This is a genomic window from Xanthomonas sp. WHRI 6108, assembly GCF_040202385.2.
GTDB classification, from domain to species: Bacteria; Pseudomonadota; Gammaproteobacteria; order Xanthomonadales; family Xanthomonadaceae; genus Xanthomonas; species Xanthomonas arboricola.
Map to the genome: position 1 here is coordinate 1366444 of NZ_CP168198.1, position 16687 is coordinate 1383130.

Below are 16687 nucleotides of genomic sequence, written 5' to 3' on the forward strand. Positions count from 1 at the left end.
AAAGTGATATCAGTTTATGCAAGTCGTGCGGTCGGCGGCCGTGGTGACGGCCCGTTAGAATGGCGGCCCCCTCCCGATCTGGACTGCGCTCATGACTACTCTCGGCACGCCGTTGTCGCCTTCCGCCACCCGCGTGTTGTTGCTGGGCTCGGGCGAGCTGGGCAAGGAAGTGGCGATCGAATTGCAGCGCTTCGGGGTGGAAGTGATCGCCGCCGATCGCTATGCCGACGCGCCGGCGATGCAGGTGGCGCACCGTTCGCACGTGCTGGATATGCTCGATCCCCAGGCGCTGCGCGCGCTGATCGCCCGGGAGCAGCCGCATCTGATCGTGCCGGAGATCGAGGCGATCCATACCGAGACGCTGCTCGCGCTGGAACGCGAGCAGGGCCAGCGGGTCATCCCGACCGCGCGCGCCGCACGCCTGACCATGGACCGCGAGGGCATCCGTCGCCTGGCTGCCGAAACGCTGGGCCTGCCGACCTCGCCGTATCGCTTCGTCGACACGGCTGCCGAGTATCGCGAGGCGATCGTCGCGGTGGGTCTGCCGTGCGTGGTCAAGCCGGTGATGTCGTCCTCGGGCAAGGGCCAGAGCACCCTGCGTAGCGCGGCGGACATCGAGGCGGCCTGGGATTACGCGCAGACCGGTGGTCGTGCCGGTGCCGGCCGCTGCATCGTTGAGGGCTTCATCGACTTCGATTACGAGATCACCTTGTTGACCGTGCGGCATGCCGGCGGCACCTCGTTCTGCGACCCGATCGGGCATTGGCAGAAGGACGGCGACTACCGCGAGAGCTGGCAGCCGCAGCCGATGTCAGCGGCCGCCTTGCAGCGCTCGCAGCAGATCGCGCAGGCCATCACCGACGACCTGGGTGGTCTGGGCCTGTTCGGCGTGGAATTGTTCGTCAAGGGCGACGAGGTGTGGTTCAGCGAGGTCTCGCCACGCCCGCACGACACCGGCCTGGTCACGCTGGTCTCGCAGGAGCTGAGCGAATTCGCCCTGCACGCGCGCGCGATTCTCGGCCTGCCGGTCGGTGCGGAAAACGGCGGCGTGATCCGTCAGAGCGGCCCGTCGGCCTCGTGCGCGCTGCTGGCGCACGGTCATGGCGTGCCGGCCTTCGACAATGTCGCGCAGGCTTTGCGCGACCCGGACACCGCACTGCGCCTGTTCGGCAAGCCGCGCGTGGACGGTCACCGCCGCGTCGGCGTCACGCTGGCGCGTGCCGACAGCATCGACGCCGCGCGCGAGAAGGCGCGGGTAGCCGCAGAGGCGTTGCAGATCCAGCTGGACTGAGCGCTGCGCGGGTCACGGCGCGGTTGCGGCAACCAGCCGCAATCGCGCCAAGACACAAGCAACCAACCGACGCTTCAAATCCCCAATCCCCAATCCCCAATCCCCAATCACCGCGCCCCAGCCACATCCACCCAAACCGCATGATGATCGCTGCCATCGGCGATCGCCGCTTCCGGCGTGGCGCTGGCGGGCCAGAAGATGCCGCTGCCGACCAAGGTGAACTGGCGCGAAGGCAGCACGTAGTCCAGCCGCATCGTGCCCGCCTGCGGCCCGAAGTCGCCGGTGACCTGGTGCGGGTCGCCCGCATGGGCAATGCCTTGCGCGGCGTATTCGGCGGTTTTTTCCGGGCCGCCTGCACTGTGCGGCGTGGGGTACTGCAGCACCCGCGGGTGCGTGATCAAGGCGCGGATCGCATCGTGCCGGCCGGCGCCGTCGACCGGGTCGTTATTGAGGTCGCCGAGAATGACGAAGCGCGCATCGGCGGGCAGCCCGCCGCAGCGGCCCTGGTCGTCGCACAGCCAGCTGGCGTCCTTGGGATTGTCCAGATACTCGCGCCACAGCCGCAGCTCGTCGTGGTTGCGGGCGACGTTACGCTTCTCGGCGCCATCGAACACCGGCGGGGTGGGGTGCGAGACCAGCGCGTGCACCACACCGAGCGGCGTGCGCACCGGCACGTCCCAATGCGACTTGGACGACAGCCGCAGCTGCGCCCAAATCGCGTCGGGATAGAACGATTGTTTGCTGGACGGGTCGGTCGGGCGCAGCGCACCCGGCAGCGCGCTCCATTTCAGCAACTGGAAACTGCGCACCGCCTGCGTGTCGATCGGGTAGCGCGACAGCACCAGCATGCCGTACTGGCCGGGATGCAATCCGTAACCCCAGGCATCGTTGCCGCGGGTGCGGCCATCGCCACCGACGCTGCCGTTGTTGTCCAGATCCAGGCCGCTTGGCACGCCGGTATTGACCGGGGCCAGGTAGCGATATGGGTAGCGCAACGCTGCGCCGCCGCCCGGCTGGGCGACCTCCAGATAGCGCTGCTGAAACAGATCGGCGGCGCGGTGCTCGGGGTCGAAGTCGAACTCGTTGAGCAGCACCAGATCCGGACGCACCCGCTGCAGCACTGCGGCGATCTTGCGCGCATGCGCGCTGTCGCCCTGCAGTTCGCGCACCAGGCCGCCGGCCTGATCCGAATACAGCGAGGTGTTGTAGGTCGCGATGCGCAGCTGGGCCGGCGCGGAGGCGGCAGTTGCCTTGGCGCTTGTCTCCGGAGAGGTCGCCTGATGGGCGCAGGCGGCGCAGAGCGCGGTCAGCGCAAGCAGTAAGAGAGGTCTGATCATAGCGATATTCTCGCATGTGCAAGACGACAGCCCGATGTCGTCCCGGCGGGGTTCACCCTTCCGGTGCAGCGGCAGGAAGCCCGCGCCACTGGCGGCCGTCGTAGGCCTCCAGCGCGCTGAAGCGGCGCTTGTAGTTCATCTTGGCATGGCCGTCGATCCAGTAGCCCAGATACACATGCGCGCGGCGCTCGCGTTGCGCCCACTGGATCTGCTGCAGGATCGCAAAGGTGCCCAGGCTGCGCGCAGTGGCATCCGGTGCGTAGAACGTATAGACCGCCGACAACGCATGCTCGGTGACATCGGTGACCGCAACGGCGAGCAGCCGCCCCGGCGCGTGCGCCACTGCGGGTTCGCGGATTTCCAGGAAGCGTCCATGCGACCACCCACCGATCAGGAACTGGTCGAATTCGGTGGCGCCATGTTCGTCCATGCCGCCGCCGGGATGGCGGTGCTTGAGGTACTGCCGGTACAACGCGAGTTGTTCGTCGGTGCGCTCGGCAGCGACCACGCGCACCACCAGGTCCTGGTTGCGCGCCAGGCAGCGGCGCTGGCTGCGATCGGGCCGGAACGCATCCACCGCGATGCGCACCGGCACGCAGGCGCGGCAACGTTCGCAATGCGGCCGGTAGACCAGATCGCCGGAGCGACGGAATCCCCATGCTAAGGCCTGCGGATAGATCGCACCCAGACGCGGGTCGTGCGGATCCAGCACCAGGTCGCGCGCGCGGCGCTCGGACCAGTAGCCACAGGCATGCTCGCCGGTCTGGAACAGGCGCAGGTCGTCATGGGTGTCGGCGTGGATGGCCATGGCGTCAGGATAGCGCCTGCGCGTCGCAACGGCGGCGACTGTCCGCCGGATGAATACGCCCGGCTGCCGCGTCAACGCGCGCGCCGATGGCTCGTTGATGTGGGTGTTGGTGGCAGCGCACGGTGGATCCGGATGCGCCACCCACGCGATGCGGCCCATGCAGGTGCCGCGTGTGGTTCCCACATTCCAGGAGTTTCTCATGACGTCTCGCAAACCGTTTCTCGCACTGGCCGTGCTGGCTGCCCTGTCCACCGGCGCGGTGTTCGCCGCTCCGCCTGCCGCCGGCGATGCGCCGCGTCCTGCCAAACTCGACAAGAACGGCGATGGCGTGATCGATCGCAGCGAGGCCGCTGCCGACCCCAAGCTGGCCGCACAGTTCGACACGCTGGACACCAACAAGGACGGCAAGCTGTCGCGCGACGAGCGGCCGCATCATCGCGGCCCGGGTCGCGGTGGACGCGGCGAATGGCTGAGCAAGCTCGACACCAACAAGGACGGCCGCATCAGCCGCGAAGAAGCCAAGGCCGACCCCAAGTTCGCCGCGCGCTTCGATGAGATGGACATCAACAAGGACGGCTTTGTCGATCGCGCGGACCGTGAGCTGCGCATGCAGCAGCATCGCGATGCATGGTTTGCCAAGGCCGATACCGACAAGGACGGCAAGTTGAGCAAGGCCGAGTTCGATGCCGCATCCAAGCAGCGCGGCGAGCATGGCCGCTGGGGTCAGGGCGAGCATGGCGATCACGGCAAGCGTCCGATGCCGGCCAAGCCTGCCGCGGGCAACTGAGTTCATCCAGTCGCTTACCCGGTCGCAGTGCTGCGACCGGGGCAGCACTGGCGTCACACGCAGCATGTAAACCGCAACACGCAACAAGGCGCCGATCGACCAACGGCCTCCCGCGCAAGCAGGAGGCCGTTTTTGTTGACTGGAATGGCCGCACTTGCCGCATGCGGCGATGGCGCCACGCCGGGATCAGAGCATCCCCAGCTTCATGTAGTGCCGCACGATGGGCAGCATGACCGCCGCCGTGCTCACCAGCATCGCGGCCGGGCTGAACATGCAGCGATACAGCAGCGGTGCCCGCGTGGTGCCGCGTCGTTGCGCATCGCGTTCCAGCATCGGGCGCATGACGCGTGGCAGCACCCGGATGGATTGGTAGGTGAGCACCGCCATGCCTGCGCCCAGCAGCAGCAATGACGCCCATGCGCCGGCATCCAGGCGTTTGAGCAGCAGCGTGCTGCCCACCACCAGCACCGACGTCAGCGTGGTGATGTGCAGGAAACGACGAATCGCCGCTGCTTCGGCGGCGGTCTGCGCAAAGCGCAGCAGATACCAGCACGACCAGTACGTGCCGACGCCGGCAATCAGCACGGCGCCGGCGGCGAATAGAGACGGCAGGCCGAGCCAGAGGCTTAGCGCACCGGCCGCGCCACCCCCGCCCAATGCCGAGCCGGTCAGCCCGCTCACGCCTAATTTGCCCGCGCCCCCCATGCCCGTCAGCACGATGGCCGCGCTCGCCGTCCCCGGCGCGGCCAGCAGGGTTGCCGAGGTCACCGCGGTGGCAAAGGCCACGCTGGGCGCGCTGCCATGGGCGAACTCGCCGAACCGGCGCAGCAGCTCGCCGCGCACGCTGGCACGTGCCCGCGACAGGCGCTTGCGCACGGCCGCATCGCTCAGCCCGAGCAGCGAGGCAACCTGCCGCGAACTCTGGCCTTCGCGATAAAACAGCAGCAGCGTCTCGCGGCTCTCTTCGGGCAATGCAGAAATGATGTCGAGCGCGGCGATCTCTTCTTCCACCTGCAGCAACTGGTCGGCGGGCGAGGGGGCCGGGTCGGCAGCCATCGCGATCGCCAGGTCCGCCGCTTCGCCGCTGAGCGCGCGATGCCGGTTGGCGCGCAGCCAGTCGCGCGCCAGGTTGCGGGTGATCTGCCGCAGCCACGGCAGGAAACTGGCCGGCTGATGCAATTGCGCCAGCCGCTGCCAGGCGCGCAGGAAGGCTTCCTGGGCGATGTCTTCGCTGGCGGCGATATCGCGGGTGATCGCCAGTGCGATGGCGGTCACCGTGTTCTGGCAGGCGCGCACGATGCGGCCGTAGGCCTGCTGGCAGCCGGCGGCGGCGACCGGCAATTCGCGTTGCAACATCAGGTCCAGCGTGTCGGTGTGCATCGGCGCAATCCATGTCCTGGTCCCAGCATGACGCAGGCGAGCAGCGGATGTGACCAACGTGATGGCGGTGGCGCCTGGCGCAGCGCCGGGTGGCTGCGCTCAGCGCGCCGGCTGGATCCGTACACGCACTTCGTCGTCCTCTGTGGCGGGCGGTGCGGTGGTGGCGGGCGCTGGCTGCGCGGCCGGCGGTGCCACTGGCCTGGCCGCATCCGGGGCATTGCGATGGCGCAGCACCACGAACATGGCGACCGCGCCGATCACCAGCAGCAGCACCAGCCGGATGCGCCAGGCCCAGCTGCGCGCATTGGTGCTCGAGCCGTTTTCGCCGTCGCGGAAGGTGTACTCCACATTCGGCAGATCGCGGCGGGTGGTGTCGAGCAGGCGTGCGTCGCGCAGCAGATCGCGGGCGCGCGGCTGGTCGTCGGCGTGCACGATCCACACCGTGGGGTAGGCCTGGGCGTTGCCCTGTTCGAGATAGCTGAACTGGCCGCTGCGCTTGCTCTCGTAGGAGCGGCCGTTGCTCATGCGCACGTCGATACCGGCGTTGCGCAGGAGATCGGCCACGCCTTCGGCGGTTTCGATACGTTGACTGCTGAAGATCTTGCGCATGCTTAAGGAGTGCCAGCGATTGCCGAGCAGGGCGCGCTGCGAATGCGCTTGCTCGAGCTGAAAGAAAGGAGCGGCAAGGACGTCGATCCAGGCCGGAAAGTGCAGGCGGCCATCAGCATGCCTGCGCGCGACGAACGCGGTGCAGCGATCAACATGGCGAGTCGTTTGCCGGCACCGCGATCGCGCTGCCGTCGGGCACCACCCGGATCAGGCCTTCCTGGGTGGTGCTGGCGACCAGCACGCCATCGCGGGTGAAGAACTGCCCGCGCGCCAGGCCGCGCGAACCCTGTGCGGTGGGGCTGTCGAGCGAATACAGCAGCCAGTCGTCGGTGCGGAACGGGCGGTGGAACCACAGTGCGTGATCGAGCGAGGCCATCTGCACGTTCGGCGTGTAGTAGCTGATGCCATGCGGAAAGGTGGAGGTGCCCAGCAGCTGAAAATCCGAGGCATAGGCCAGCAAGGCCTGGTGCAGGCCGACGTCGTCGCCGACCGGGTCGCTCAGGCGCAGCCACATCTGCTGGAAGGGCGGGCGCTTGGGCGGCTTGAGTTCGTCGCGCGGAAACACATGGCGAAACTCGAACGGGCCGCCACGCGACAGCCAGCGCTGCACCTTGGCAGGCAGTTTCTCCAGCACCTTCGCCGCCAGCGGCGGGGTGGGTTCGATGTCTTCGGGCGGCGGTACCACCGGCATCGCGGACTGGTGTTCGGCGCCGTCTTCGCGCTGCTGGAACGAGGCCGCGCAGAAGAAGATCACCTTGCCATGCTGGATCGCGGTGACCCGGCGCACCGAAAAACTGCCGCCATCGCGGGTGCGGTCGACGTCGTAGACGATCGGGTGGTCGATATTGCCGGCGCGCAGGAAATAGGCATGCAGGGAGTGCGCTTGGCGGCCGTTGTCCACGGTGGCCTGCGCGGCGGCCAGTGCCTGGCCCAGCACCTGTCCGCCGAACACGTACTTGGTGCCGATATCGCGGCTCTGGCCGCGGAACAGGTTGTCTTCCAGGCGCTCCAGCGACAGCAGGCTGATCAGTTCGGAGACGACGGGTTCGGCAGTGGCGGACAAGGGGCTGGCCTGGGCGTGCGACGGACCGCGATTATAGCGGGCCGCCCCCTGCGCGCCGTGCGGGAGCGGCGTCAGGCCTTCTGCAGCCGCGCCACCAGGCCGTGCAGGGCGGCCTGCGCATCCGGCGCGTACCAGCCGTCGATGAAGCGCTCCAGCTGGATCAGCTCCGGCGCCAGTGCCGCGCGCAGATCGGCGCGCGCAATCGCGCGCGTGGTCAGCATCGGCTGGCGCGGCAGCTGCTGCAGGTCCTGCAGCCAGGCCACCGCGCGGGCGGTGACCAATTCGCCATCGACCAGTTCGTCGACCAGGCCGATCGTGACCGCCTGCTCGGCCGGCAGCAGTTGCCCGGAGATCAGCAGGCGCTCGGCGCGGTGCGCGCCGACCACGCGGCGCAGCAGGCGCTGGATGCCTTCCGGCGCAGCCAGGCCCACCTGCACCTCGTTCAAGCCGATCGCATACGGTTTGGCGGTATCGGCGCTGCGTGCCATCACCCGGTAGTCGCAGCACAGCGCCAGCACGCAGCCGCCGGCCGGCGCATGCCCGCCGATGGCCGCGACCACGGGCACGCGGCTGTTGGCCAGCGCCTGCGCGGCCTCGAAGAAGGCCGTCCAGCTGGCCAGCAATGCGGCGCGGTCGGTGCCATGCGCCAGCAGGTGTGGCACGTCCATGCCACCGGAAAAGATCCGCTCGCTGCCCGCCAGCACGATGCCGTCGGTCTCCTCGCCGGCCTGCTGCACCGCAACGCTCAGGGCCTGGCACAGCGCGCTGTCCAGTGCATTGACCGGCGGGCGCGCCAGACGGATTTCGCGAAGACGGCCATGGTCTAAGATCTGGATGCTCATTCGGGGCTCCTGGAGGTTGGGTCATGATAGACGGCAGTCGAAGCAGGCAGCGCATATATGCACGCGTGCTCGGTGCATGGGTGATGCTGGCAAGTGCAGGCGCTGGCGCGCAGTGCCTGCCCGAGTTCAAGGGCGGCTGGATCCGCATTCCGCCACCCGGTGGCATGGGCATGGCAGCGGGCTTCGGACAGTTCCACAATGGCTGTGCGCAGCCGTCGAAGGTCACCGCGGCCAAGAGCAGTGCGTTTGCCGATGTGTCCATCCACGAGACCACGCAAACCAACGGCGTCAGCCGCATGCGCGCCGTGCCGGAGCTGGCATTGCCGGCCGGCAAGTCGGTGCCGCTTGCACCGGGCGGCCTGCATCTGATGCTGATGGAAGCGCGTGCGCCGCTGCAGGAAGGCGCGCAGGTGCCGGTGACCTTTACCTTGCAGGATGGCCGCGAGGTCAAGACCACGCTGCAGGCGCGCAAGCGCGCGCCGGGTTCGTAGACGCGCGCAGTGCGCGGCTGAGCGGAGTCTGGGTCCTGCAGTGTTTGCCGAGCCCACTGCGCGATGTTGCCGATCAAACGCGATGCGTGGTGGCGAGCAGGCTGCCACTTCACGGTGTCGGTCTCGATCACGCGGCCTGTCAGTGGTATCGCGCAGCGGCAGGACAGGAGCGCTGCAAACAACAACGGCGGCTCCCGGAAGAGCCGCCGTCGTCTTATGGCGCTGGCGAGCCAGCGCGCAACTGGCAAATCTCAGCTGCTGGCGGCGCGTACCGCATCCGGCAGCGCCGCGCTCTTGCCGGTCTGCGTATCGATCCACACCACCACCACGTTGCCATCGGAATACAGCACGCCCTCGTCCTTCTGGTCGAGGATGCGGTGGCCGATGGTGATGCTGCTGCTGCCCAGGCGCTCGACGAACAGTTCCACCAGGATGTCGTTCGGCCATATCAGCGGGCGCTTGTAGTTGACGTTGGTGGCCGCAACCACCGGCGCGATGCGGTCGGTCATCGCCACGCCTTCAACGCCCAGCATCCAGCGCACGCGCGCTTCCTCCAGGTACGAAATGTACTTGGCGTTGTTGACATGGCCCATGCTGTCCATGTCGCGCCAGCGCACGCTGATCGGGATGCGTGCCAACACCTTGTGCTCTTCGCTCATCAGCTTGCCTTCTTCTTTGCGGTTTTCTTGGTGGCGGACTTGGCGACTTTCGCCACCTTCTCCGGTTTGATCTTGCGTGGCGGGCGCGCATCGGGCTTGTTGGCCATCGCCGCCGGCCGGGTCTCGCGCGCCTTCACCGATGGCAGCATCTTGGCCAGGAACTGCCCGGTGTAGGACGCCTTGTGCGCGGCCACATCTTCCGGCGTGCCGGAGACCAGGATGCTGCCGCCGCGATGGCCACCTTCCGGGCCCAGATCCACGATCCAGTCGGCGGTCTTGATCACGTCCAGATTGTGTTCTATCACCACCACCGTGTTGCCCTCGTCGCGCAGCTTGTGCAGCACGCCGAGCAGCGCTTCGATGTCGTGGAAGTGCAGGCCGGTGGTCGGCTCGTCGAGGATGTACAGGGTACGTCCGGTATCGCGACGCGACAGCTCCTTGGACAACTTGACGCGCTGCGCCTCACCGCCGGACAGCGTGGTCGCGCTCTGGCCGAGCTTGATGTAACTCAGGCCCACATCCACCAGCGTTTCCAGCTTGCGTGCGATCGACGGCACCGGCTCGAACAGCCGCAGCGCGTCCTCGACGGTCATCTGCAGCACGTCGCTGATGTTGAAACCCTTGTAGCGGATCTCCAGCGTCTCGCGGTTGTAGCGCTTGCCGTGGCAGACATCGCAGGGCACGTAGACGTCGGGCAGGAAGTGCATTTCCACCTTGATCAGGCCATCGCCCTGGCAGGCCTCGCAGCGGCCGCCGCGCACGTTGAAGCTGAAACGGCCCGGCGAATAGCCGCGCGCGCGCGCTTCCGGCACCTGCGCGAACAACTCGCGCAACGGCGTGAACATGCCGGTGTAGGTGGCTGGATTGGAGCGCGGCGTGCGCCCGATCGGCGACTGGTCGATATCCACGACCTTGTCGAACAGATCCAGATTTTCCACCTCGCGATGCGCGGCCACCGGATGCGAGGCGCCGTTGATCTCGTTGGCCGCCAGCGAGAACAAGGTGTCGTTGATCAGCGTGGACTTGCCCGAGCCGGACACGCCGGTGATGCAGGTCAACAGGCCGGCCGGAATATCCAGGTCGACATTCTTCAGGTTGTTGCCGGTCGCCCCGCGCAGATGCAGCATCATCTTCGGGTTGGGCTTGTGGCGCTGCTTGGGAATCTCGATGCGGCGCTTGCCCGACAGGTACTGGCCGGTCAGCGAGCCGGGCGCATCCAGGATGTCCTGCAACGAGCCTTGCGCACAGATTTCGCCACCGTGCACGCCGGCGCCGGGGCCGATGTCCAGCACGTAATCGGCCAGGCGGATCGCGTCTTCGTCATGCTCGACGACGATGACGGTATTGCCCAGGTCGCGCAGCCGCGTCAGCGTGCCGAGCAGGCGTTCGTTGTCGCGCTGATGCAGGCCGATCGATGGCTCGTCCAGCACATACATCACCCCGACCAGGCCGGCGCCGATCTGGCTGGCCAGCCGGATGCGCTGCGCCTCGCCACCGGACAAGGTATCGGCCTTGCGTTCCAGGGTCAGGTAATCCAGGCCCACGTCGACCAGGAAGCCCAGCCGCTCGCCGATCTCCTTGACGATCTTGCTGGCGATCTCGCCACGCCAGCCCGGCAGCGACAAGCCGCGGAAAAAGCTCAGCGCCTCGTTGACCGGCAGCACCACCAGTTCGGGCAGCGGGCGGTCGGCGACGAACACGTTGCGCGCGGCACGGTTCAGGCGCGTGCCGTTACAGGCCGGGCAGGGCTGCTGGCTGACGTACTTGGTCAGCTCTTCGCGCACGGCCGGCGATTCGGTTTCGCGGTAGCGGCGTTCCAGGTTCGGCAGGATGCCCTCGAAGCGGTGCTTGCGCGTGGTGCGCCCGCCCGCATCGGTGAAGTAAGTGAAACTGATCACCTCATCGCCGCTGCCGAACAGCACCGCCTGGCGCACCTTGGCTGGCAGCGTGTTCCACACCGCGTCCACGTCGAACTTGTAGTGCTTGGCCAGCGAGGCGATCAGCTGGAAATAATAGGCATTGCGCCGATCCCAGCCGCGCACTGCGCCGGCCGACAGCGATAGCTCCGGATGCACCACGACGCGATCCGGGTCGAAGAACTCGGCCACGCCCAGGCCATCGCAGCTGGGACAGGCGCCCACCGGTGCGTTGAATGAAAACAGCCGCGGCTCCAGCTCCGGCAGCGAGTAATCGCAGACCGGGCAACTGTACTTGGACGAGAACAGGTGCGGCGCCGCGGCCGGGTCGTCCAGCGACTGCACTGCGACCATGCCTTCGCCGAGCTTGAGCGCAGTCTCGAAACTTTCCGCCAGTCGTTGCTTGATGTCTTCGCGCGGACGGAAGCGGTCGATCACCGCCTCGATGGTGTGCTTCTGGCGCAGCGCCAGTGGCGGCACCGCGTCGATCTCGTACAGCTCGCCGTCCACGCGCACACGCACAAAGCCCTGCGCGCGCAGCTGCTCGAACACCTGCGCATGCTCGCCCTTGCGTTCGCGGATCACCGGCGCCAGCAGCATGTAACGCTGCTCCTGGTCCTGCGTGAGCATGTGGTCGACCATCTGGCTGACGGTCTGCGCCTCCAGCGGGAAGCCGTGGTCCGGGCAGCGCGGCTGACCGACGCGCGCGTACAGCAGGCGCAGGTAGTCGTAGATCTCGGTGATCGTGCCGACCGTGGAACGCGGATTGTGCGAGGTCGATTTCTGTTCGATCGAAATCGCCGGGGACAGGCCTTCGATGTGGTCCAGGTCCGGCTTTTCCATCACGCTGAGGAACTGGCGCGCATACGCCGACAGCGACTCGACGTAGCGGCGCTGGCCTTCTGCATAGATGGTGTCGAACGCCAACGACGACTTGCCCGAGCCGGACAGGCCGGTGATCACGATCAGTTTGTCGCGAGGCAGGTCGAGGTCGATGTTCTTGAGGTTGTGCGTCCGCGCGCCGCGGATGCGGATGAAATCCATCGCCATGGGGGATCCGATGTCGGGCCGGCGAACCGGCAGTGGTGCGAGCGTGCTCAGCAGGAATGAGTGGCAGTCGATCAGCCTACCCGCCGACCTAGGTGAGGGCAATTGCCCCAAATGCCAGTCTGACCGGGCGCCTGTGGCGGCCGGATGATGCGTTGCACGGGTGGATCGGGCGGGGCCATGGCCGGCTGGCCGGCAGGTTGACCCCAAACCCCGCAAGCCCGTACAATCCCGCTCCTGTCTGCCCTAGGGCACGTCAGTGCGACCATAATAACTACAGAGGAAAACCTGGTCATGTACGCAGTTCTGGTAACTGGCGGTAAGCAATACCGCGTCGCGCAGGGCGAAACGCTCCGCGTGGAAAAGCTCGATGTCGAAGCTGGCAACGAGATCAAGTTCGACACCGTCCTGATGCTGGGCGATAGCGATGGCATCAAGCTGGGCGATGCGCTGAAGGGCGCCTCGGTCACCGCCAAGGTCGTGGCCCATGGCCGCGCCGACAAGGTGCGCATCATCAAGTTCCGTCGCCGCAAGCACCACATGAAGCGTCAGGGACACCGTCAGCACTACACCGAAATCGAGATCACCGGCATCGCCGGTGGCGATAAGAAGTAAGGAGAACCAGTCATGGCACACAAAAAAGGCGTAGGTTCCTCGCGCAACGGTCGCGATTCCAACCCGAAGTACCTGGGTGTGAAGATCTTCGGTGGCCAGGCCATCGATGCCGGCAACATCATCGTGCGTCAGCGTGGCACCCAGTTCCATCCGGGCGCCGGCGTCGGCCTCGGCCGTGACCACACCCTGTTCGCGCTGGTCGACGGCAAGGTGGAGTTTTCCACCAAGGGCCCGAAGAAGCGTCGCACCGTCAGCGTGGTTGCCGAGGCGTAATCGCCCGCTCCATGCAGGCCAGTCCGTCAGGCATCGCTGCCTGGCGGACGAGACGGAAAGCCCCGCTTTTGCGGGGTTTTTCGTTTGGCGGCCGGGAGTGGAGAATCGGGATTGGGGATTCGCAACGGCGGATTTCGACAGTCCCGGTACCGCTGCTTCCTGCTGTTTCCGCGGCCGCCTAGCGGCGTCCTGCGGTGGTGTTACCAATCCCAAATTACGAATCCCAAATCTCATGAAGTTAGTCGACGAAGCAGAAATCCTGGTCAGTGCCGGCAATGGCGGCAATGGCTGTGTCGGCTTTCGCCGCGAGAAGTTCATCCCGCTCGGTGGGCCCGATGGCGGCGACGGCGGTAACGGCGGCAGCGTATGGATCGTGGCCGACGAGAACGTCAATACGCTGGTCGACTTCCGGCATGAGCGCACCTTCAAGGCGCAGCGCGGCGAGAACGGCATGGGCCGCCAGGCCTACGGCAAGGGCGGCGAAGACCGCATCATCGTGGTGCCGGTCGGCACCGTGGTGATGAACGTGCAGACCGACGAAGTCATCGGCGACCTGACCCAGCATGGCGATCGCCTGCTGGTGGCCAAGGGCGGCAAGGGCGGCCTGGGCAACATGCATTTCAAGAGCTCGGTCAATCGCGCGCCGCGCCAGTCCACCACCGGTGAAGAGGGCGAGGAGCGGTTGCTCAAGCTGGAGCTGAAGCTGCTGGCCGACGTCGGCTTGCTGGGCTTTCCCAATGCGGGCAAGAGCACCCTGATTCGCGCGGTGTCCTCGGCAACCCCGAAGGTGGCCGATTACCCCTTCACCACCCTGTACCCGAATCTGGGCGTGGTCAGTGTCGAGGCATACCGCAGCTTCGTCATCGCCGACGTGCCAGGCCTGATCGAGGGCGCGGCCGACGGTGCCGGGCTGGGCACGCAGTTCTTGCGCCATCTGCAGCGCACCCGTCTGCTGCTGCATCTGGTGGACATTTCGCCGATGGATGGTGGGGTGGAGGCGTCGCCGGTGGATCAGGTGCGCACCATCGAGCGCGAGCTGGAGCGCCACGATCCGGAGTTGCTGAAGAAGCCGCGCTGGCTGGTGCTCAACAAGGCCGACCTGATGTTCGAGGACGAGGCCCGCGCTGCGGCCGAGACGATCGTGGCCGAACTCGGCTGGACCGCGCCGTGGTATCTGGTCTCGGCGCTGGGCCGCGATGGCACCTTCCCGATCATGAAGGACATCATGGCGTTCTTCGACCGTCAGCGCGAGGACGAGCTCGAGGCACGCAATGCCGGCTGAGCGCATGCGCAGGCACACAAAAAACCCGGCCAAGGCCGGGTTTTTCTATGCCACCGCAAGCCAGGCCTGCGGTGATGCCAACCCGGCTCGCTTACGCGGCCTTGATGGCCTTGATGCGAGCGGTCAGGCGGCTCTTGTGACGCGCAGCCTTGTTCTTGTGAATCAGGCCACGGGCGCTGAAACGGTCGAGAATGGGCTGGGCAACGGCGAAAGCAGCTTCGGCGCCTGCAGCATCGTTGGCGTCAAGGGCCTTGATCACCTTCTTGACGGCGGTGCGCAGCATCGAACGCTGGCCCGTGTTGCGCTCATTGCGCACGACGGTCTGCTTGGCGCGCTTCTTGGCGGACTTGATATTGGCCACGGTGGTGGGTTCCTGAAAAATCGGTGTAGTGGAAAAAGCAAGCGGGAAAGTATGATGGGCTTAGTTATGTACGTCAAGTCAGTTGTCAAGAGGGATGCAGCGTGAGCAAGCCCGGCATGTTGAGAGGCCTGCTCTCATTCAGCAGTATGACCATGGTGTCGCGGGTGTTGGGCCTGATCCGCGACCAGGCGATCTCCACCACCTTCGGCGCCAATGCGGTCACCGACGCGTTCTGGGTGGCGTTCCGGATCCCCAATTTCCTGCGTCGGCTGTTTGCCGAGGGCTCGTTCGCCACCGCCTTCGTGCCGGTGTTCACCGAGGTCAAGGAGACCCGCCCGCATACCGACCTGCGCGAGCTGATGTCGCGGGTGTCCGGCACGCTCGGCGGCATGTTGCTGCTGATCACCGCGCTGGGGCTGATCTTCACCCCGCAGCTGGCGTCGGTGTTTTCCGATGGCGCGGCCACCGATCCGGATAAATACGGCCTGCTGGTCGATTTGTTGCGGCTGACGTTTCCGTTTCTGTTGTTTGTCTCGTTGACCGCGCTGGCGGGCGGGGCGCTCAACAGCTTCCAGCGGTTTGCGATTCCGGCGCTGACGCCGGTGATCCTCAACCTGTGCATGATCGCCGGCGCGCTGTGGCTGGCGCCGCGGCTGGACGTGCCGATCCTGGCGCTGGGCTGGGCGGTGCTGGTGGCCGGGGCGCTGCAGTTGCTGTTTCAGCTGCCGGCCCTGAAGGGCATCGACCTGCTGACGCTGCCGCGCTGGGGCTGGACGCACCCGGATGTGCGCAAGGTGCTGACCCTGATGATTCCGACCCTGTTCGGTTCGTCGATCGCACAGATCAACCTGATGCTGGACACGGTGATCGCCGCGCGGCTGGCCGACGGCTCGCAGTCGTGGCTGTCGCTGGCCGACCGGTTCCTGGAACTGCCGCTGGGCGTGTTCGGGGTGGCGCTGGGCACGGTGATCCTGCCGGCGCTGGCGCGCCATCACGTCAAGACCGACCGCAGCGCGTTCTCCGGCGCGCTGGACTGGGGGTTCCGCACCACGCTGCTGATCGCGATGCCGGCGATGCTCGGCTTGCTGCTGCTGGCCGAGCCGCTGGTGGCAACCTTGTTCCAGTACCGCCAGTTCACCGCCTTCGATACGCGTATGACCGCGATGTCGGTCTACGGCCTGAGCTTCGGCCTGCCGGCGTACGCCATGCTCAAGGTGTTGTTGCCGGCCTTCTACGCCCGTCAGGACACCCGCACCCCGGTGCGTGCCGGTGTGGCGGCGTTGATCGCCAACATGGTGTTCAACTTCGCGTTGCTGGCAGTGGTCTACCAGATCATGGTGCCGCCCGAGCTCAAGGCGCAGGGCGTGATGCAGGCGCTGGGCAAGCAGCCGGGCCTGCATCTGGCGCTGGGCATCGCCAGCGCACTGTCCAGTTATCTCAACCTGGGTTTGCTGTGGTACTGGCTGGGCAAGTCCGGCGTGTACCAGCGCCGGCCGGGTTGGGCTGGCTATGCGCTGCGCCTGCTGCTGGCATGCGCGGCGATGGTGGCGGTGCTGTTGGGCCTGCTGTGGTGGCTGCCATCGTTCACCGTGATGGACAAGTGGGATCGCATCGGCTGGCTGGTGGTGCTGGTCGGCAGCGGTGGGGCGACCTACCTGGTGGCGCAAGTGGCGCTGGGATTGCGGCCGCGGCATCTGCGCGAGGGCTAGTCGTCCGCCGAGCTGGCCGAGCGGGTGCAGAGCCAGCCGTCATGCACGGTGGGCGGGGCCAATCCCGGGCCGGGAAGGCGCGCAATCGTCTGCCCGCTTCCGGGACGCGGCGGCACAGGCCCGCCCGGGGACGCGCCCATGCGGATTGACAGGCACGGCTATACTTGCGGGTTATGCATCAACGAGGGTCGGCCGGCAGGCCGGCATCTGTTTGGAT

Annotated in this window: 16 protein-coding genes; 7 read left to right on the forward strand and 9 right to left on the reverse strand. The window is 66.8% G+C overall.

Annotated features, from left to right (window positions below; genetic code table 11):
* The first annotated feature begins 91 nt into the window (after nt 1-91).
* Entirely contained in the window at nt 92-1291 is a 1200-nt protein-coding gene (gene purT, locus ABQ039_RS05915; RefSeq protein WP_349778528.1) for a formate-dependent phosphoribosylglycinamide formyltransferase, read from the forward strand.
* Between the two features lie 107 nt (nt 1292-1398).
* Here the strand turns inward: purT and ABQ039_RS05920 are convergent, their stop codons facing one another.
* Nucleotides 1399-2628, reverse strand: a complete 1230-nt coding sequence (locus ABQ039_RS05920) for an endonuclease/exonuclease/phosphatase family protein (protein WP_349778529.1) — start codon at nt 2626-2628, stop codon at nt 1399-1401.
* Nucleotides 2629-2680: 52 nt separating this feature from the next.
* Nucleotides 2681-3595, reverse strand: a complete 915-nt coding sequence (locus tag ABQ039_RS05925) for an arginyltransferase (RefSeq protein ID WP_039519976.1) — start codon at nt 3593-3595, stop codon at nt 2681-2683.
* On the opposite strand from ABQ039_RS05925, the gene ABQ039_RS05930 reads away from it, so the two are divergent.
* Nucleotides 3486-4223: an EF-hand domain-containing protein gene (locus ABQ039_RS05930; RefSeq protein WP_374057716.1), complete on the forward strand. Its 738-nt coding sequence runs from the start codon at nt 3486-3488 to the stop codon at nt 4221-4223. The genes ABQ039_RS05925 and ABQ039_RS05930 overlap by 110 nt on opposite strands.
* A 186-nt stretch (nt 4224-4409) precedes the next feature.
* Here ABQ039_RS05930 and ABQ039_RS05935 read toward each other — a convergent pair whose 3' ends face one another.
* From ABQ039_RS05935 to ABQ039_RS05950, 4 genes are all read right to left on the reverse strand, one after another.
* The gene (locus ABQ039_RS05935) at nt 4410-5603 is read right to left on the reverse strand and encodes an RNA polymerase sigma factor (RefSeq protein WP_054590907.1); all 1194 of its coding nucleotides are present in this window, start codon (nt 5601-5603) and stop codon (nt 4410-4412) included.
* A 99-nt stretch (nt 5604-5702) separates the two neighbouring features.
* Nucleotides 5703-6212 (reverse strand): hypothetical protein, encoded by a 510-nt coding sequence (locus tag ABQ039_RS05940; RefSeq protein WP_054590908.1) that lies wholly within the window; start codon nt 6210-6212, stop codon nt 5703-5705.
* A gap of 148 nt (nt 6213-6360) precedes the next feature.
* Nucleotides 6361-7275 carry an acyl-CoA thioesterase II gene (gene tesB, locus ABQ039_RS05945; protein WP_184611089.1) on the reverse strand — a complete coding sequence of 305 codons (915 nt, stop codon included), beginning with the start codon at nt 7273-7275 and terminating at the stop codon, nt 6361-6363.
* 71 nt (nt 7276-7346) lie between these two features.
* Nucleotides 7347-8117, reverse strand: coding sequence for an enoyl-CoA hydratase/isomerase family protein (locus ABQ039_RS05950; RefSeq protein ID WP_184611087.1), 771 nt, complete (start codon nt 8115-8117; stop codon nt 7347-7349).
* A gap of 83 nt (nt 8118-8200) precedes the next feature.
* On the opposite strand from ABQ039_RS05950, the gene ABQ039_RS05955 reads away from it, so the two are divergent.
* A complete protein-coding gene (locus ABQ039_RS05955) occupies nt 8201-8608 on the forward strand; it encodes a copper chaperone PCu(A)C (RefSeq protein ID WP_374057845.1) in 408 nt (135 codons plus the stop codon).
* A 251-nt stretch (nt 8609-8859) separates the two neighbouring features.
* Here the strand turns inward: ABQ039_RS05955 and ABQ039_RS05960 are convergent, their stop codons facing one another.
* Nucleotides 8860-9267, reverse strand: coding sequence for a thioesterase family protein (locus ABQ039_RS05960; RefSeq protein ID WP_126965677.1), 408 nt, complete (start codon nt 9265-9267; stop codon nt 8860-8862).
* Nucleotides 9267-12233: an excinuclease ABC subunit UvrA gene (gene uvrA / locus ABQ039_RS05965; protein ID WP_024940077.1), complete on the reverse strand. Its 2967-nt coding sequence runs from the start codon at nt 12231-12233 to the stop codon at nt 9267-9269. The genes ABQ039_RS05960 and uvrA overlap by 1 nt, the downstream gene beginning before the upstream one ends.
* A gap of 291 nt (nt 12234-12524) precedes the next feature.
* On the opposite strand from uvrA, the gene rplU reads away from it, so the two are divergent.
* The 3 genes from rplU (at nt 12525) to obgE (ending at nt 14400) form a co-directional block, all read left to right on the forward strand.
* Nucleotides 12525-12845, forward strand: a complete 321-nt coding sequence (gene rplU / locus ABQ039_RS05970) for a 50S ribosomal protein L21 (RefSeq protein ID WP_046342025.1) — start codon at nt 12525-12527, stop codon at nt 12843-12845.
* Nucleotides 12846-12857: 12 nt separating this feature from the next.
* The gene (gene rpmA, locus ABQ039_RS05975; RefSeq protein WP_003484326.1) at nt 12858-13118 is read left to right on the forward strand and encodes a 50S ribosomal protein L27; all 261 of its coding nucleotides are present in this window, start codon (nt 12858-12860) and stop codon (nt 13116-13118) included.
* Between the two features lie 232 nt (nt 13119-13350).
* Nucleotides 13351-14400: a GTPase ObgE gene (obgE, locus tag ABQ039_RS05980; RefSeq protein ID WP_016901714.1), complete on the forward strand. Its 1050-nt coding sequence runs from the start codon at nt 13351-13353 to the stop codon at nt 14398-14400.
* A 91-nt stretch (nt 14401-14491) separates the two neighbouring features.
* Here obgE and rpsT read toward each other — a convergent pair whose 3' ends face one another.
* Nucleotides 14492-14761: a 30S ribosomal protein S20 gene (gene rpsT / locus ABQ039_RS05985; protein WP_002807888.1), complete on the reverse strand. Its 270-nt coding sequence runs from the start codon at nt 14759-14761 to the stop codon at nt 14492-14494.
* A 116-nt stretch (nt 14762-14877) separates the two neighbouring features.
* Here rpsT and murJ point away from each other — a divergent pair, with 116 nt between their 5' ends.
* A complete protein-coding gene (murJ, locus tag ABQ039_RS05990) occupies nt 14878-16470 on the forward strand; it encodes a murein biosynthesis integral membrane protein MurJ (RefSeq protein ID WP_167762910.1) in 1593 nt (530 codons plus the stop codon).
* The last annotated feature ends 217 nt before the right edge of the window (nt 16471-16687 follow it).

What these genes read in the sequence shown, in the direction of transcription:
- purT (WP_349778528.1), top strand. Translation starts at nt 92, where the DNA reads ATGACTACTCTCGGCACGCCGTTGTCGCCTTCCGCCACCCGCGTGTTG.
- ABQ039_RS05920 (WP_349778529.1), bottom strand. Translation starts at nt 2,628, where the DNA reads ATGATCAGACCTCTCTTACTGCTTGCGCTGACCGCGCTCTGCGCCGCC.
- ABQ039_RS05930 (WP_374057716.1), top strand. Translation starts at nt 3,486, where the DNA reads ATGAATACGCCCGGCTGCCGCGTCAACGCGCGCGCCGATGGCTCGTTG.
- ABQ039_RS05925 (WP_039519976.1), bottom strand. Translation starts at nt 3,595, where the DNA reads ATGGGCCGCATCGCGTGGGTGGCGCATCCGGATCCACCGTGCGCTGCC.
- ABQ039_RS05935 (WP_054590907.1), bottom strand. Translation starts at nt 5,603, where the DNA reads ATGCACACCGACACGCTGGACCTGATGTTGCAACGCGAATTGCCGGTC.
- ABQ039_RS05940 (WP_054590908.1), bottom strand. Translation starts at nt 6,212, where the DNA reads ATGCGCAAGATCTTCAGCAGTCAACGTATCGAAACCGCCGAAGGCGTG.
- ABQ039_RS05950 (WP_184611087.1), bottom strand. Translation starts at nt 8,117, where the DNA reads ATGAGCATCCAGATCTTAGACCATGGCCGTCTTCGCGAAATCCGTCTG.
- ABQ039_RS05955 (WP_374057845.1), top strand. Translation starts at nt 8,201, where the DNA reads ATGCTGGCAAGTGCAGGCGCTGGCGCGCAGTGCCTGCCCGAGTTCAAG.
- ABQ039_RS05960 (WP_126965677.1), bottom strand. Translation starts at nt 9,267, where the DNA reads ATGAGCGAAGAGCACAAGGTGTTGGCACGCATCCCGATCAGCGTGCGC.
- uvrA (WP_024940077.1), bottom strand. Translation starts at nt 12,233, where the DNA reads ATGGCGATGGATTTCATCCGCATCCGCGGCGCGCGGACGCACAACCTC.
- rplU (WP_046342025.1), top strand. Translation starts at nt 12,525, where the DNA reads ATGTACGCAGTTCTGGTAACTGGCGGTAAGCAATACCGCGTCGCGCAG.
- rpmA (WP_003484326.1), top strand. Translation starts at nt 12,858, where the DNA reads ATGGCACACAAAAAAGGCGTAGGTTCCTCGCGCAACGGTCGCGATTCC.
- obgE (WP_016901714.1), top strand. Translation starts at nt 13,351, where the DNA reads ATGAAGTTAGTCGACGAAGCAGAAATCCTGGTCAGTGCCGGCAATGGC.
- murJ (WP_167762910.1), top strand. Translation starts at nt 14,878, where the DNA reads ATGTTGAGAGGCCTGCTCTCATTCAGCAGTATGACCATGGTGTCGCGG.